Raw genomic sequence first — 15888 nt, forward strand, 5'->3', positions numbered from 1 at the left:
GGCTTACTCGACGATCCGCAAAGAGAAGTCGGTCGCGCGCACGTCCTTCGTCAGCGCGCCGACAGAGACACGGTCCACACCCGTTTCGGCAAATGCGCGGATCGTCTCGATGTTCACGCCGCCGGACACCTCCAGCAGCGCCTTGCCCGCCGTTACGCGCACAGCCTCACGCATCGCGGGCGGCTCGAAATTGTCGAGCAGCACGGACGTAGCGCCCGCCGCCAGCGCCTCCTCAAGCTGAGTCAGCGTTTCTACCTCGATCTGGATTGTCACGCCGGTGTTCAGTGCCTGCGCCGCACGCAGGGCTGCCGTCACGCCGCCCGCCGCAGCAATGTGGTTTTCCTTGATCAGGATGCCGTCGTACAACGCCAGGCGTTGATTCTCGCCACCACCGATACGCACGGCGTACTTCTGCGCCAGACGCAAGCCCGGCAGCGTCTTGCGCGTGTCGAGCACGCGGGCGCGCGTGCCGTCGATGGCTGCGGCGTAATGCGAGGTCGCCGTCGCCACACCGGAAAGCAATTGCAGGAAGTTCAACGATGGCCGTTCGGCTGTCAGCAGCGACCGTGCTGGGCCTTCGATCTCGCACACCACCGAATCGGGCGCCATGCGGTCGCCTTCGTGCTGGCGCCACGTAACGCGCAGCGTTGGATCAACGGCGTGCATACATGCATCGAACCAAGGCGTGCCGCACAGCACCGCGGTCTCGCGCACGATCACCCGCGCACGCGCATGGCGATCAGCAGGGATCAGCAAGCCGGTGCGGTCACCCGTGCCGACGTCCTCGGCAATCGCAGCAGACACGTTGGCGGACAATGCCTCGCGCAGTGCCGGCCCAAAGCTATCGAAAATTGCCTGCGCCGCCGTGGCAAAGCTCGTCGTGTTCATCTGGGTTGCCGTCATGCCGGGCCGATTCCTTGAAAGAGTTGCGCGTTGGCGGCCAGCTCACCCTGCGGGCGAACCATGGCTTTCTCCCGCGCGGCAAAATCCAGCATGCGATCGATGCAGACGACGGCTTGCTTACCGATGGCCGGATCAACGTGGATCTCGTTACGACCGGTTTCCAGCACCTCGGCCAGATTGGTCAGCGCATTCATCGCCATCCAGGGGCAATGTGCGCAGCTCTTGCAGGTCGCGGCGTTGCCAGCCGTCGGTGCCTCGATGAAGCGCTTGCCTGGGGCCGCCATGCGCATCTTGTGCAGGATGCCGTTGTCGGTCGCGACGATGAATTCCTGTGCTGACAACGACTGCGCTGCTGAAATGAGCTGCGAAGTCGACCCGACCACATCGGCCTGCGCTACCACCGATTCGGGCGATTCGGGGTGGACGAGAATCTTCGCGTTCGGGTGCTCGGCGCGCAGCAGGTCCAGCTCTACGCCCTTGAATTCGTCGTGCACCAGACAGGAGCCCTGCCACATCAGCATGTCGGCGCCGGTCTGTTTCTGAATGTAGCTGCCGAGATGACGATCGGGGGCCCACAGGATCTTCTTTCCCTGCGCGTGCAGGTGCTGCACGATCTTCAGCCCAATCGATGACGTCACCATCCAGTCGGCACGCGCCTTCACGGCGGCGCTGGTATTGGCATAGACCACCACAGTGCGATCCGGATGCGCGTCGCAGAAGGCGGCGAACTCATCCGGCGGGCAACCCAGATCCAGCGAGCAAGTCGCATCCAGATCCGGCATCAGCACAGTTTTTTCGGGGCTCAGAATCTTGGCGGTCTCGCCCATGAAGCGCACGCCCGCCACGATCAGTGTCTTGGCCGAATGGTCGCGACCAAAGCGAGCCATCTCCAGCGAATCGGACACGCAGCCACCGGTCTCCTCGGCCAGGTCCTGCAGGTCAGCGTCGACGTAATAGTGCGCGACCAGCACGGCCTCGCGCTCCTTGAGCAGGCGCTTGATGCGAGCCTTCAGTTCATCGCGTTCCTCGCGCGACAGCACCGGCGGCACCTTGGCCCAGGCGTGGGCCACGCAGCTTGCGCCGGATTGCGCCTCGGAAAGCATATCCGGGCGCTCGAATTCAACCGTCTTGATTTGGGTTTCCATGGTGGTCTCCGCGTCCATTCGCGCTGTTAGGGCGCCGAGAAGCTGGCGCGGCAATGAAACGGACGGCGTGTGAGGAGGACTGGCACCGCGATACTTTGTCGCGGCCTGTTAAAAATGTGAGTTGGGGGCAGTTTACCCAAAAGAAAAGCCCCGCTGCGGAGCGGGGCTTCACCTATGAAACAAGAAACTCAGGCGTAGCGGCGCAGGCGAACAGCAAATTCCTGCAGCGCGTGGATGCCGCTTTCCTCGGCACGCTTGCACCACTCTTGCAATTGATGCAGCAGTTGCTCGCGCGTGGCGTTCGAGCGGCCCCACAGTGCGCCAAGTTCGCGGCGCATCTCAACGAAGGTGTGCAACGCCGAATGGTCCGACACGATTTGCGAGAGCTGCTCACGCTGCGGCGCGCCCAGCTTGGTTTCGTCGCGGTGGAACCACTTGCGAGCGGGCTTCAGCGCACGGTATTCAACAGCGCGCGAGTCCTTCAGCTTGGCCAGCTCTTGGCGGTAAGCCGTCTTGACCGTCTTCGCGTAACGAGCCATCACGTCGTAGCGGTTGGCGATGATGGCTTCCAGGGTGTTCTGGTCGACCGGCTTCACGTCGCCAAAACGAGCCTTGGGCGCCACTTTCTTGACCTTTGCCAAACCCACGATTTCCAGCGCGCGGATGTAGCCCCAGCCGATATCGAACTCGTACCACTTGACCGAAAACTTGGCCGACGTGGCGTACGTGTGGTGATTGTTGTGCAGTTCTTCGCCGCCGATGATGATGCCCCACGGCGACACGTTGGTCGAAGCGTCTTCGCAGTCGAAGTTGCGGTAACCCCAGAAGTGGCCCAGACCATTGATGATGCCGGCAGCGTGGATCGGGATCCACAGCATCTGCACCGCCCACACCGTCAGGCCCAGCGCGCCGAACATCAGCACGTCCAGAATCAGCATCAAACCGACGCCCTGCCACGTGAACTTGGAATACACGTTCTTCTCGACCCAATCATCCGGCGTACCGTGGCCGAACTTCTGGATCGTTTCCTTATTCTTGGCCTCGGCGCGATAGAGCTCAGCACCTTCCATCAACACCTTGCGGATGCCACGGGTCTGCGGGCTGTGCGGATCCTCTTCGGTTTCGCACTTGGCGTGGTGCTTGCGGTGAATGGCGGTCCATTCCTTGGTGACCATGCCGGTGGTCAGCCACAGCCAGAAGCGGAAGAAGTGTCCGGCAATGGGATGCACGTCCAGCGCACGGTGCGCCTGGCAACGGTGCAGAAAAATCGTGACGCTGGCGATGGTGATGTGCGTCATCACCAGCGTGAAAATCAGGATCTGCCACCAGGCCCAATTCAGGGTGCCGTTGGCGAGGAAAGTCAGAAAGGAGTCGATCAAAGTGTTCTCCGTGGTCAACTCGGGTGATCAAAGCAGCCTTTGGTCCGTCAAATCAATCCGGACGGTGCTGCCTGTTAAGGCCATCCGCTGTCGCAGCGTTACGACAATGGGGTCGTGTTGGCGGGGATTCGGGTGTTGGCACCCGGCTTGCGCGTCACATCGGCGAGCTTGCGGCTGCTACCCATATGACCTCCGCCCCAGCGCAATACAAGGTGTTCGCGGTGCTTTGTCGCAAGTGCTATGCCCTTTGCGACGGCCCGTCTGATCCTTTGTGGGAGCACTCGGCATTTTAACCGAATACCCCCTCTATTCCATGGGGGAAAACCGCCGATTTGACCTCAGACAAGTGGGCACCGTTCCGCCTATAGATGTGTTAGGTCGGCACGGATGCGCTGGATGAGGCTGTAGCGTCACCCGAAGTGCTCGAAGCGCCCTGCTGCAGCGCCAACGGCCCGAGCACACGCACTTCCCGTTGCGGATATGGAATGTCGATGCCGGCCTCTTTGAAGCGGCGATAGATCGCGCGGTTCAGGTCAGACTGCACGCCCAGCTTGCCGTTGTGCGGATCGCCGATCCACACGCCGAGTTCGTACTCGATGCCGCTGTCGGCAAACAGGGCCATGAAGGCGGCGGGTGCGGGCTCGGGAAGAATGCGTGGAATGCCCTCTGCGCATTGCAGCAGCAGCGCCAGCACCGCTTCCGGATCAGCGGCATATGATGCCTGCACGCGCACCGCCACGCGCACGGTGCCGCGCTCGTTGTGGTTCTGCACAGCCTGCGCGACCATCAGTTCGTTCGGCACCAGCGTATCGCCATCGCCGTTGCGCACCACGGTGTAGCGCGTGCGGATCTGCGTGACGATGCCGGTGTATGTGCTGACCGTAATCTGATCGCCAAGCTTGAGCGAGCGCTCAAGCAGGATGATGAAGCCGGAGACGTAATTGCTGGCGATCTTCTGCAAGCCAAAGCCCAGGCCCACGCCGAGCGCCCCGCCAAACACCGACAACACCGTCAAATCGATGCCTACCAGCGACAGGCTCAGCAGCAGCGACACCAGCAGCAGCGCTGCCTTGGTCACCCGCGACAGCACCACCTTCAGGTTGGCATCGATGGCCGAAGCACGCGTAATACGGCTGTCCAGCCACGAGCCGAACCACATCGCCACGAGCACGGTGACGAGAATCCACACCACGCCCATCAGCATGGCGGCGAGGCTCACCTTCTGCTTGCCGCCGAGCGCAAAGCGAATGCCGTCGAGGTAATCCACCACATCGCCCAGCACACCCAGCACGTAGAGCACCATGCCGATCCACATCAGCGTGGTCAGCACACGCTCGGCGACGACAAGCATGCCGTGCAGCTCGCCATTGGCCGACAGCACGCGGCGCAGCACGTAGAAGCCGAGATAGAGAATCGCCAGGCCAAACAGCGGCACCGCAGCCAGGCGGAATACGCTGATCGGCATGGTGCCGATCAAGGCATAGCGCGCACCAAGCACCAGCAGCCAGCCAATCAACGGGAACATCGCCCGCTCCAGGCTCGACCAGGCAAAACGCAGCGCGAACGTGTCGTTCGCATGGGCCGTATGCAAGCGCCGCGAAATCGGCCGCGCGATCAGCCACGCGGCAACGAGCACCAACACCAGCACGCCCAGTTGCCAGATAAAGCGAGGCCCACCCAGATCGGAGACGATGTCGTCGATCATGTGGCCCAGCGCGATATGGTTGAGGTTCAGCGGCAATCCGTTCATTGGCGTGACCGGTTATTACACACCCTTATTGGGTCCGATAGGGCAACGCATCGCCCACATGCTTCTGCCAATTGGCGGCATAGCGCTGGGCGAGATCGGCGTCGCCGCGCACGATCAGTACGTTCTCGGCATTGCCGCGCTGCGCGGTCTGCGTAAAGTTGAAGCTGCCGGTAACCAGCACCGGATGCGCGCCGCGCGGGTCGATCACGATGACCTTGTTGTGCGCATTCTTGTAGCGCACCTCCAGCCACACGGGGATGCCCGCATTGGCGACCTCGGGCACGCGGCTGCCGCCGGAGCGCGTCATCTGCTCGCGATCGGCCAGCACACGCACGTCCACCCCGCGCTGATGCGCTGCCACCAGCGCACGCGTAATCGCCCTGTTCGACAGCAGGTACGCCTGCACCAGCACCTGCTCGCGCGCCTGGTCGATGGCGTCGGCCAACAACCCTTCGATGTCATCGTCGGGCGTAAACGCTGCCTGCACCGTGCCCTTGGCCGGCAGCACCGGCGGCGTGCTGCGGGCCTGAGCCACGCCTCCTGCGGCAAACACCAGCCATGCGGCCAGCAGCCAACCCAAGCGGCGCAACATCATGCGCGGCGCTCCAGCACGGCCGCGAAGAAGCCGTCAGTCTGGTGCGTGTGCGGATACAGCTCCAGGTAGGGCCCCATTTCGAGGGCGATCTTCTGCGCGGCCAGCACCTCACCCGCGGGCACGAGCACGAAGTCTTCATGGGCGGCCAGAAACTGCTCGACCACCTGCTGATTCTCGCGCGCCAGCACGCTGCAGGTCGCGTAGACGAGGCGGCCACCCGGCTTCAGCAGCCGCGCCGCCGATGTCAGGATCGACAGCTGCTTGGCCGACATTTCTTCCACGGCCTGCGCAGATTGGCGCCACTTCAGGTCCGGATTGCGGCGCAGCGTGCCCAAGCCGCTGCACGGGGCGTCGACCAGCACGCGATCGATCTTGCCCGCCAGGCGCTTGACCTTGGCATCGTGCTCGCTGTCGATGCGGCCGGGGTGCACGTTTGACAGGCCGCTGCGCGCCAGGCGCGGGCCCAGGTTCGACAAGCGCTTTTCCGATACGTCGAAGGCATACAGGCGCCCGGTCGAGCGCATCGCCGCGCCGATCGCCAAGGTCTTGCCACCGGCGCCGGCACAGAAATCAACCACCATCTCGCCGCGCTTGGGTGCCAGCAATTGGCAGAGCAGTTGGCTGCCCTCGTCCTGTACCTCGACCGTGCCGTTGGTGAAGATATCGAGCTTGTTCAACGCCGGCTTGCCCGCCAGGCGAATGCCCACCGGCGACAGCGGTGCCGCAGCGCCCTCGATACCGGCTTCGGCCAGTGTTGCGAGCACGGCTTCGCGCTCGCCCTTGAGCATATTCACACGCAAGTCCAGAGGCGCAGGCGTGAGCCACGCTTGCGCCAGTGCCTCGGTGAAGTCCGCACCGTGCTGTGCGACCAGCGCGTCGAACAGCCAGTCGGGCAGATTGGCGCGCACGCGGGCCGCCAGCGCGGCGCGGTCACGGTTTTCCCATCGATCCAGCCATTCTGCTTCGGCCGGGTTCAGGAATGGCGCAATGGCCTCGCGTCCGGCGGTCTGCAGCAAGCCGAGCAGCACCAGTCGACGGCGCGCCGGGCCGGTGCCGCTCTCGGCAAACTGGCCGAATTCCACCTTGCGGCGCAGCACGGCAAAGGCCGCTTCAGCGATGATGCCGCGCTCGCGGTGGCCAAGTTCGTGATGCTCACGGAAGTATTGGCTGACCACCATGTCGGCGGGCGCCGCAAAGTGCAGCAGGCGCGCAAGCACCTTGTCCAGGTGCTCCAGGTGGCTGCCATGCACGCCCGTGCGCGGGCGCGGAGCACTGCGCGGCGCGGGCTTGCCCTGCGGTGCCCGATACCAGCCACCGCCACCGGAACCCGCGCGCTTGTTGCCCGCCCCGCCACTTCCATTGCCGCCCGAACGCTGACGATTCTGGCTCATGCTGCCTCCCGGGCGTTGACGCCAATAACAAGCTGCGACTCGTCCGGCGAGACGCGCACAACACCGTCTTCGATCGACAACCGCCCTTCCACGAACCAGCGCACGGCACGCGGGTAAATCGTGTGTTCCTGTGCCAGAAGCCGCCCGGCCAGCGAGTCCGGCGTGTCGTCCTGACGTACGTCGATAATGGCCTGCAGCACGATCGGGCCGTGGTCCAGGTCAGCGGTGACGAAATGCACCGTCGCGCCATGCACCTTCACGCCCATGGCCAGCGCGGCCTCGTGCGTGTGCAAACCGGGAAAGCACGGCAGCAGCGACGGATGAATGTTCAGCATGCGCCCGGCATAGCGTTTGACAAAGCCCGGCGTAAGGATGCGCATGAAGCCGGCCAGCACCACCAGATCCGGCGAAAAGCCGTCGATCACCTGCGCCAGGGCGGCGTCAAAGCTGTCGCGATCGGGAAACGCCTTGTGGTCGACCACCGCGGTGGCGATGCCGTGTGACGCGGCAAATTTAAGTCCTGCCGCATCGGGCCGATTAGAAATGACGGCGGCAATGCGTCCCGACCAACCTTCGGCCTGACAGGCGCGGACAATGGCTTCCATATTGGAACCGCGTCCGGAAATGAGAATGACGATGTTTTTCATCGCGGCATTTTATCAAGTGCGCCGGAGTTCCCCGAGAAAATCGGGTGTGACGCCTGCACAGCCATGCCGCGGGCGCTTTTGCAGTCACCGTGGCATTTTGCCGACGCATGCCGGCGAAAACGCTGTCATGGCGGCAAAAGGAAGGGGCAACCGTTGGCGCGCTTTGGCGCGCTCTGATAATCTCAGCGCCATAATTGTCCGCGCTCCCGAGGGGTCGGGTGGGCTGCCAGCGATGATCCGACGCGTATCAAACGCCTGTTCATCCTGCGCTGCAACATCGTGCGGGCAATACCGTGACGGTCGATCGGCACAGGGTAAGACTCCCGGCTCGTCGACCATCGCCCGCGCCGGGTCGACACGCGTACAACAACAAGAGGGCATTGCCCTCACCGGGGAATAAGAATGACGAGCTCGCTGCGTAGCCTGCTGGTGGTCGACGACCACCCTCTCGCCTTATCTGGCACGACCACGTTTCTTGCACACGCCTTGCCTGAAGTTCAGGTGCACGCGGCTATTGGCCGGCGCCAGGCGCTTGCGCTGGTGGAAGAAGGCGTCCGACCGGACGTCGTGCTGCTGGACGTGTGGCTGTCCGATTGCACCGGCTTCGACGCCATGCGCGAGCTGCGCGGCAAATTGCCGGAAGCGCGCTTTGCCTTCATGTCTGCCGAGAACACACCGGAAATCGTTGCCAAGGCCCAAGCGCTCGGCGCCATCGGCTTCATCGGCAAGCACGCCGATGCCCATGCTTTCTCCAAGGCAGTGGCCGGCATTTTCGGCGGCGATGCCTCCTTCCCGTCGGAAGACGACATGGGAGGCATCAACGGCAAGGGCGGTGCCTCGCACGGCATCCCCATCACGCCGGCAGAACTGGGACTGACGCCGCGCCAGGGCTCGGTGCTGGCGCTGCTGCTCGAGGGCCTGCCCAACAAATCGATCGCGCGCCAGTTGGGCCTGACGGAAAACACCGTCAAAGAGCACGTCTCGGCGATTCTGCAGCGGCTGGGCGTGCGCACGCGCATCCAGATCATCTCGCGCATGGAACGCTTTCGCCTGACGGGCGCTGCCTGAGCCAGACGCCCCATCCGAGCATTCCGACGGCGCCCTTCACGGCGCCGTTTCACATGACCGTCAATAAGCGACCTGCGGCTCGGCTGAGCGGCCGCGCAGCCAGCGCTTGAGCAGCACGCGCAGCATGTTCGGGTCCATCGGCTTGGCCAGCAGCAGATAGCCGGCTTCTTCGGCGCGCGCCAGGGCGGCGGAGTTGCGATCGCCAGTCAGCAGCACGGCGTGGGCATCGGGGTGGCTGACTTGCCAGCGCTCGAGCAGTTGCAGGCCATCCTCCTCGCCGGGCAGGCGCAGGTCGCAGAAGATGATCTGCGGGCGGATGCCGCGCGCCAGCAGTTGCTCGGCGGAGCGGCCATCGGCGGCGCTGTGGACTTCCACGCCCCACGCTTCGAGCAGCGCGTGCCACGCCTTGCGAATCTGCGGATCGTCGTCTACCACCAGCACCACGCCCGAGAACCGCGGCTGATCGAGCACGGCGCGCTTCTGCTCGGCGCGTGGCTGCGTGGCCAGCGGCGCCTTGATTTCGGCGGGCACCGGCCGGAGCGCCATCCAGAACATCGAACCGCGCCCCGGCACCGAGCGCACGCCAAACGTGCCGCGCAGCAGCCGCACACATTCCTTGTAGATCGACAGGCCCAAACCCAGGCCCTGACTCGGATCGCGCTCGGGGTTTTCAACCTGGTAGTACGTCGAGAAGATGTCTTTCTGGTGCTCAGGCGCGATGCCGATGCCGGTATCCCACACCTCGATCCGCAGATGTTTCTGCCGCACGCGCAGCGCCACCATCACGCCGCCGCGCTCGGTGTAGCGCAGCGCGTTCTGCAGCAGGTTGAACAGCGCCCGGCGCAGCAGCACCGGCTCGGCCATACCGAACACCGGCAACGGCGGAATACGCGCCGCGAGCGTCAGGCCCTTGGCGCGCGCATCCGGCATGAACTGCTGGACCACCTCGGTGATCACCTCGCCCAGATCGACCGGCTCCAGCGTGGGCGACGTCTTGCGGCTCTCCAGCTTGGACAGGTCCAGCAGCGAGCGGAACAGCAAGTCGATGGTCGCCGCGCCCGAGGCCAGTTGCTCCACCAGCGGCGCCAAGGATTCCGACTGGTTGCGCGCCCGCAGCGCCTCCACCAGGAGCACGATCGCATGCACCGGCTGACGCAAGTCGTGGCTGGCGGCCGCCAGGAAGCGCGATTTTTCTTCCGATGCCGACAACGCGCGCTGCTTTTCGTCCTGATAGCGGCGCGCAAGCTGGCGGCTCTCGTTCTCAAGCTGGATTTCGCGCACCAGCGTGTTGTGGATGTTGACGGCATGCCGCGTCAGCAGGGCCGCAAAGAACAGCAGCACGCCGCGCAAATACAGCCCGTGTCCCGGAAATGCCTGGTCGGCCAGCACAAAGTGCGGCGCCAGGATGCCAGTCCCGAGGATCAGCAGGCTGGACGGCACCGGCGCCTGCGACAACACCGCTGCCGCCGCCACACCGATGATCACGATCATCAGCAGACTGCTGAACTCCAGCGACGGCGACATCAGATACAGCCCGGCCGAACAGCCCCACGCCACCCCACCGACCGCCGACATCACGTGCATGCCCGTCCACCACTTGCGGGTGTGCGGGGCCAGCGTCATGCGGGTCAGGTCGTAGCGATAGCCAAAATAGAAGCGCAGACCTGACGCCGTCAGGCACAGCATGATCAGACACCAGCCCAGCAACACCGGGCGGTTGGAGGCGTCCCAGAACGCGGCGACCGTCAAGGCGGGCAGCACGACCGAGGCGGCAATCCCCATGGGCGCCCCGCGATGCACGGCGGCGAGCAGCTTGGCTCGGGCGTCCAGTTCAAGCGGCGCGCGGCTGGCAAGCCCGAACTTGGCGAAGAATAGGCGCAGCGAGGCGTTCAAGGAAATATCGGGAAGAAACGGGATACCGGATTGTGCCGCAAGCATGCGCCGCGCGGGCGCACCGTTCGGACGATTGTGCAACACCCCGACACCCCGCCGCATGCGCGCCGGGGATGGGGCAATCCCTTATATAATGTGCGTTTTGCTGGATTTTGGCGGTTGTCACGCCAATCCGGCACGAAAATGCACTTCTCCTTTCCTCGACCACCGACGCTTCTCGTGAAAGTCTTTCGCGGCTTGCCCAACGCCGAAAGTCGCGCGCCCTGCGCGTTGACCATCGGCAACTTCGACGGCGTACATCGCGGGCACCAGTCTTTGCTGGCCCGCGCACGCGCGGCGGCCGACGCACGCGGATTGCCGCTCACGGTGATGACGTTCGAGCCGCATCCGCGCGAATTCTTCATGCCGGACCGCGCGCCCACCCGCATTGCACTGCTGCGCGACAAGCTGGAAAGCCTGCGCCGCCAGGGCGTCGACCGCGTGGTCGTGGAGCATTTCAACGCGCATTTCGCCGGGCAGACGCCGGACGAGTTCGTGCGCAATGTTCTGGTCGATGGCCTGCACACGCGCTGGCTGCTGGTGGGCGATGATTTCCGCTTCGGCGCCAAGCGCGCTGGCGATTTCGCTTATCTGCAGGCCGCCGGTGCCCAGTTCGGCTTCGAAGTCGAGCAGATGGGTTCGGTGTCGGAGTCCGGCGTGCGCATCTCCAGCTCGGCCGTGCGCGAGGCGCTGGCCGCCGGCGACCTGGAACACGCTCGCCGCCTGTTGGGGCACGGTTATGCCATCAGCGGACACGTGGTGCACGGGCAAAAGCTCGGCCGCTCGCTGGGCTTCCCGACGCTGAATTTGCGCATTTCGCATCGCAAGCCGGCAGTGGCCGGCATCTTTGTCGTGCAGGTGCACGGGCTGGCCGAAAAACCGCTGCCTGCCGTCGCCAGCATCGGTGTACGCCCAACGGTGGACGACTCCGGCCGCGTGCTGCTGGAAGTGCACATCTTCGATTACCACGCGAGCGTCTACGGCAAGCTGGTGCGTGTGGAATTCATGAAGAAGCTGCGCGACGAGGCTCGTTACGATTCGCTCGATGCCCTCAAGGACGCCATCGCGCAGGACTGCGTTCATGCACGGCAGTTCTTCGGCCTGCCCATTCCGCCAGCCGGCGAGTCGCCAACGCTTCGGCGCGACTTCGCCACCTCCGCCACCGACCGAATTCAGTAGGCGGCCGACCCGTTCGCCGCCCAGAAGCCACACGCTGCGCACGCGCGCCCTGCACTGTCAGCCGCGCCTGCACCGATCCGATTTGCCCGAATCTGCCCCACATCACACCATGTCCGATTCCAAGAAGCCCACGCCGGAGAAGAGCAAGTACCCGGTCAACCTGCTGGACACCCCGTTCCCCATGCGCGGCGATCTGCCCAAGCGCGAACCGCAGTGGGTCAAGCAATGGCAGGACAAGCAGCTCTACAAGAAGATCCGCGCCGCACGCAAGGGCGCGAAGAAGTTCATCCTCCACGACGGCCCGCCGTATGCCAACGGCGATCTGCACATCGGCCACGCGGTCAACAAGATCCTCAAGGACATGGTGATCAAGGCGCGCGGCCTGACTGGCCTGGACGCCGTCTACGTGCCGGGCTGGGATTGCCACGGCATGCCGATCGAGATCCAGATCGAGAAGCAGTTCGGCAAGGGCCTGCCCGTCAAGGAAGTACAAGAGAAGGCGCGTGCGTACGCCACGGGCCAGATCGCACGCCAGAAGGCGGATTTCGAGCGCCTGGGGGTGCTGGGCGACTGGGCCGATCCGTACCTCACCATGAACTTCCGCAACGAAGCGGATGAGGTGCGTGCGCTCGGCAAGATCCTGGAGAAAGGCTACGTCTTCCGCGGCCTGAAACCGGTCAACTGGTGTTTCGATTGCGGCTCGGCATTGGCTGAAGCCGAAGTGGAATACGCGGACCGCACCGACCTGTCGATCGATGTCGGCTTCCCGTTTGCCGATATCGACGCACTGGCGAGCGCCTTCCACGTGGGCGCCGACGTGCTCAAGGCCAAGCCAGGCTGGATTGTGATCTGGACCACCACGCCGTGGACGATCCCCTCCAACCAGGCGCTGAACCTGCACCCGGAAATCGAATACGCGCTGGTCGACACGCCGCGCGGCCTGCTGATCGTCGCCAAGGAGCGCGTCGAGGCCTGCCTGCAAAGCTGGAAGCTCGAAGGCACGGTGCTGGCCACGTGCGAAGGCGCGGCGCTCTCGGGCGTGCGCTTCCACCATCCGCTCGCCAAGATGGACGCGGGCTACGATCGCACCTCGCCCGTCTACCTGGGCGACTACGTGACCATCGACACCGGCACCGGCATCGTCCACTCCGCGCCGGCGTATGGCGTGGAAGACTTCCAGTCCTGCAAGTCGCACGGCATGCCCGACTCGGAAATCATCAACCCGGTGATGGGCAACGGCGTGTACGCATCGACGCTGCCGCTGTTCGGCGGCCAGATGATCTGGGACGCCAACCCGAAGATCGTCGAGGTGCTGCGTGACTCGGGCAACCTGTTCGATGCGCACAAGCACCCGCACAGCTATATGCACTGCTGGCGCCACAAGACGCCGATCATCTATCGCGCCACGTCGCAGTGGTTTGCGGGGATGGACGTGCAGCCCAACGACGGCAACGCTACGCTGCGCGAAACGGCACTCGCCGGCATCGACGCCACCGCGTTCTACCCGTCGTGGGGCAAGCAGCGCCTGCACAACATGATCGCCAACCGCCCGGACTGGACGCTCTCGCGCCAGCGCCAATGGGGCGTGCCGATGGCCTTCTTCGTGCACAAGGAAACCGGCGCGCTGCACCCGCGCACGCCTGAGCTGCTGGAGCAGGTCGCCCAGCGCATCGAAAAGAGCGGCATCGAAGCCTGGCAGACGCTGGACCCGCGCGAACTGCTCGGCGATGAGGCCGACATGTATGAGAAGAACCGCGACACGCTCGACGTGTGGTTCGACTCGGGCACGACGCACTGGCACGTCATCCGCGGCTCGCACGCGGCGGATCTGTACGACGCTTCGGCCGACCTGCCGGACGGCCGCCTGGCTGATCTGTATCTGGAAGGCTCTGACCAGCACCGCGGTTGGTTCCACTCGTCGCTGCTGACGGCTTCGATGCTGTACGGCAAGCCGCCGTACAAGGGCCTGCTGACGCACGGCTTCACGGTGGACGGCGAAGGCCGCAAGATGTCCAAGTCGATCGGTAACACGATCGCGCCGCAGGAAATCGCCAACAAGATGGGCGCCGAGATCATCCGCCTGTGGGTGGCCTCGACCGATTACTCGGGCGAACTGGCCATCTCGGATGAGATCCTGAAGCGCGTGGTGGAAGGCTATCGCCGCATCCGCAACACGCTGCGCTTCCTGCTCGCCAACCTGACGGATTACGACCACGCCAAGCACACGCTGCCGACCGAACAATGGCTGGAGATCGACCGCTACGCCGTGGCGATGACGGATGCGTTGCAGAAGGAAGTCCTGTCGCACTACGATGTGTACGAATTCCACCCGGTGGTCGCCAAGCTGCAGACGTTCTGCTCGGAAGACCTGGGCGGCTTCTACCTCGACGTGCTGAAGGACCGCCTGTACACGACGGCGCCCGATTCCGTGGCGCGCCGCTCGGCGCAGAACGCGCTGTATCACATCACCCAGGCCATGCTGCACTGGATGGCGCCGTTCCTGTCGTTCACGGCAGAAGAAGCGTGGCAAGTGTTTGCGCACGGCACGGAGCACACCGACACCATCTTCACCAGCACGTACTACAACGCTCCGGTACCGCAAGGCGCCAGCGCGCTGCTCGAGAAGTGGGCCGCCATCCGCAACGTGCGCGGCGAAGTCACCAGGCAACTGGAGGCGCTGCGCATCGACGGCAAGATCGGCTCGTCGCTGCAGGCGGAGGTGACGGTGTCGGCGGGTGAATCGGTGCATGACGCGCTGGCCAGCCTCGGCGACGACCTGCGCTTCGTGCTGATCACGTCCGCAGCCAAGCTGGAGCGCGCGCCGGAAGGCGGCGATCTGCTCATCACCGTGGTGCCGTCCACGCACGCCAAGTGCGAGCGCTGCTGGCACTACCGCGCCGACGTCGGCCACGACCACGCGCACCCGACCCTCTGCAAGCGCTGCACCGACAACCTGTTCGGCGCCGGCGAACAACGGAGCGCTGCCTGATGGCCACTCGCAACAACGGCAAGAGCAAGTCGATCGGGATGAAGAAGAGCGGCGGCGGTCATGGCGTGGGCCCCTGGCTCGGCCTGGCCGTCATCTGGATCCTGCTGGACCAGTTGACCAAGATCGCCGTCCTCAAGACTTTCACTTACGGCGAGTCGCGCCCGATCACCGGGTTCTTCAACCTGGTGCTCGCCTATAACAAGGGGGCGGCGTTTTCGTTCCTGGCGGCGGCGGGGGGCTGGCAGCGCTGGTTCTTCACGGGTCTGGGCGTAGCAGCTGCGCTGTTCATCGTGTGGCTGCTCAAGCGCCATAGCGGGCAGAAGTTGTTCTGCTTTGCGCTGGCGCTGATTCTGGGCGGCGCGCTTGGCAACGTGATCGACCGCGTCATCTACGGTCACGTGGTGGACTTCCTCGACTTCTACCTGCACAACTACCACTGGCCGGCCTTCAACGTGGCGGACTGCGGCATCACCATCGGCGCGGTGCTGCTGATCGTCGACGAACTGCGGCGCGTGCGGCGGTGACGCTGCAGTGCCAGAACTCCGGCAGTGGAATGGTGAAGCGGTGCTGTGCCTTGACGAGGGCGGCCCGCCCATCGCCAGCGAACAGAATGCGCTGGACCACCTGATCGGCGAGGCGCTAGGGCATGGGGCAACGATGGTTGCGGTGCCCGTCAGCCGCCTTGATGCCGCGTTCTTCGCGCGGCGCACCGGCCTGGCCGGCCGCATCGCGCAGAAGATCACGAGCTACCGATTGAAACTCGCCGTGGTAGGTGACATCTCGGCCTACCTGCACGCCAGCAGTGCGCTGCGCGACTGGGTGCGCGAATCCAACAAGCGCGACACGATCCGCTTCGTGCCCTCGTTTGACGACCTGGCCGCCGATGCGCGGCCCCTGCCCGCCGAATGAG

13 protein-coding genes are annotated in these 15888 nt (G+C 64.5%); 5 read left to right on the top strand and 8 right to left on the bottom strand.

Annotated elements, in window-relative coordinates:
* Positions 1–3 precede the first annotated feature (3 nt).
* From nadC to purN, 7 genes are all read right to left on the bottom strand, one after another.
* Positions 4–903 carry a carboxylating nicotinate-nucleotide diphosphorylase gene (gene nadC, locus ACU8YE_RS09855; RefSeq protein ID WP_446928602.1) on the bottom strand — a complete coding sequence of 300 codons (900 nt, stop codon included), beginning with the start codon at positions 901–903 and terminating at the stop codon, positions 4–6.
* Entirely contained in the window at positions 900–2048 is a 1149-nt protein-coding gene (nadA, locus tag ACU8YE_RS09860) for a quinolinate synthase NadA (protein WP_414560963.1), read from the bottom strand. The genes nadC and nadA overlap by 4 nt, the downstream gene beginning before the upstream one ends.
* 188 nt (positions 2049–2236) lie before the next feature.
* On the bottom strand, positions 2237–3427 hold the full coding sequence (locus tag ACU8YE_RS09865; RefSeq protein ID WP_232040799.1) for a DesA family fatty acid desaturase: 1191 nt from the start codon (positions 3425–3427) through the stop codon (positions 2237–2239).
* 373 nt (positions 3428–3800) lie between these two features.
* On the bottom strand, positions 3801–5177 hold the full coding sequence (locus ACU8YE_RS09870) for a mechanosensitive ion channel family protein (protein WP_232040800.1): 1377 nt from the start codon (positions 5175–5177) through the stop codon (positions 3801–3803).
* Positions 5178–5202: 25 nt separating this feature from the next.
* The gene (locus ACU8YE_RS09875; RefSeq protein WP_232040801.1) at positions 5203–5772 is read right to left on the bottom strand and encodes a phospholipase D family nuclease; all 570 of its coding nucleotides are present in this window, start codon (positions 5770–5772) and stop codon (positions 5203–5205) included.
* Positions 5769–7163, bottom strand: a complete 1395-nt coding sequence (locus ACU8YE_RS09880; protein WP_446928603.1) for an RsmB/NOP family class I SAM-dependent RNA methyltransferase — start codon at positions 7161–7163, stop codon at positions 5769–5771. The genes ACU8YE_RS09875 and ACU8YE_RS09880 overlap by 4 nt, the downstream gene beginning before the upstream one ends.
* Positions 7160–7810, bottom strand: a complete 651-nt coding sequence (gene purN, locus ACU8YE_RS09885) for a phosphoribosylglycinamide formyltransferase (protein ID WP_232040803.1) — start codon at positions 7808–7810, stop codon at positions 7160–7162. The genes ACU8YE_RS09880 and purN overlap by 4 nt, the downstream gene beginning before the upstream one ends.
* A 402-nt stretch (positions 7811–8212) precedes the next feature.
* On the opposite strand from purN, the gene ACU8YE_RS09890 reads away from it, so the two are divergent.
* On the top strand, positions 8213–8878 hold the full coding sequence (locus ACU8YE_RS09890) for a response regulator transcription factor (RefSeq protein ID WP_004631976.1): 666 nt from the start codon (positions 8213–8215) through the stop codon (positions 8876–8878).
* Positions 8879–8938: 60 nt separating this feature from the next.
* Here the strand turns inward: ACU8YE_RS09890 and ACU8YE_RS09895 are convergent, their stop codons facing one another.
* Positions 8939–10771, bottom strand: coding sequence for an ATP-binding response regulator (locus tag ACU8YE_RS09895; protein ID WP_232040804.1), 1833 nt, complete (start codon positions 10769–10771; stop codon positions 8939–8941).
* A 219-nt stretch (positions 10772–10990) separates the two neighbouring features.
* Between ACU8YE_RS09895 and ACU8YE_RS09900 the strand changes: the two genes are divergently transcribed.
* From ACU8YE_RS09900 to ACU8YE_RS09915, 4 genes are all read left to right on the top strand, one after another.
* A complete protein-coding gene (locus ACU8YE_RS09900) occupies positions 10991–11989 on the top strand; it encodes a bifunctional riboflavin kinase/FAD synthetase (RefSeq protein WP_260802025.1) in 999 nt (332 codons plus the stop codon).
* Between the two features lie 109 nt (positions 11990–12098).
* Complete coding sequence (gene ileS / locus ACU8YE_RS09905; protein WP_446928604.1) at positions 12099–14978, top strand: isoleucine--tRNA ligase; 2880 nt, start codon at positions 12099–12101, stop codon at positions 14976–14978.
* Complete coding sequence (lspA, locus tag ACU8YE_RS09910; RefSeq protein ID WP_446928605.1) at positions 14978–15502, top strand: signal peptidase II; 525 nt, start codon at positions 14978–14980, stop codon at positions 15500–15502. Before ileS ends, lspA begins: the two co-directional genes overlap by 1 nt.
* A 7-nt stretch (positions 15503–15509) precedes the next feature.
* Positions 15510–15887, top strand: a complete 378-nt coding sequence (locus ACU8YE_RS09915; RefSeq protein ID WP_440076173.1) for a DUF4180 domain-containing protein — start codon at positions 15510–15512, stop codon at positions 15885–15887.
* Position 15888 lies beyond the last annotated feature (1 nt).

The sequence above is a fragment of the Ralstonia sp. VS2407 genome (assembly GCF_052950655.1).

What these genes read in the sequence shown, in the direction of transcription:
- nadC (WP_446928602.1), bottom strand. Translation starts at nt 903, where the DNA reads ATGACGGCAACCCAGATGAACACGACGAGCTTTGCCACGGCGGCGCAG.
- nadA (WP_414560963.1), bottom strand. Translation starts at nt 2,048, where the DNA reads ATGGAAACCCAAATCAAGACGGTTGAATTCGAGCGCCCGGATATGCTT.
- ACU8YE_RS09870 (WP_232040800.1), bottom strand. Translation starts at nt 5,177, where the DNA reads ATGAACGGATTGCCGCTGAACCTCAACCATATCGCGCTGGGCCACATG.
- ACU8YE_RS09875 (WP_232040801.1), bottom strand. Translation starts at nt 5,772, where the DNA reads ATGATGTTGCGCCGCTTGGGTTGGCTGCTGGCCGCATGGCTGGTGTTT.
- ACU8YE_RS09880 (WP_446928603.1), bottom strand. Translation starts at nt 7,163, where the DNA reads ATGAGCCAGAATCGTCAGCGTTCGGGCGGCAATGGAAGTGGCGGGGCG.
- purN (WP_232040803.1), bottom strand. Translation starts at nt 7,810, where the DNA reads ATGAAAAACATCGTCATTCTCATTTCCGGACGCGGTTCCAATATGGAA.
- ACU8YE_RS09890 (WP_004631976.1), top strand. Translation starts at nt 8,213, where the DNA reads ATGACGAGCTCGCTGCGTAGCCTGCTGGTGGTCGACGACCACCCTCTC.
- ileS (WP_446928604.1), top strand. Translation starts at nt 12,099, where the DNA reads ATGTCCGATTCCAAGAAGCCCACGCCGGAGAAGAGCAAGTACCCGGTC.
- lspA (WP_446928605.1), top strand. Translation starts at nt 14,978, where the DNA reads ATGGCCACTCGCAACAACGGCAAGAGCAAGTCGATCGGGATGAAGAAG.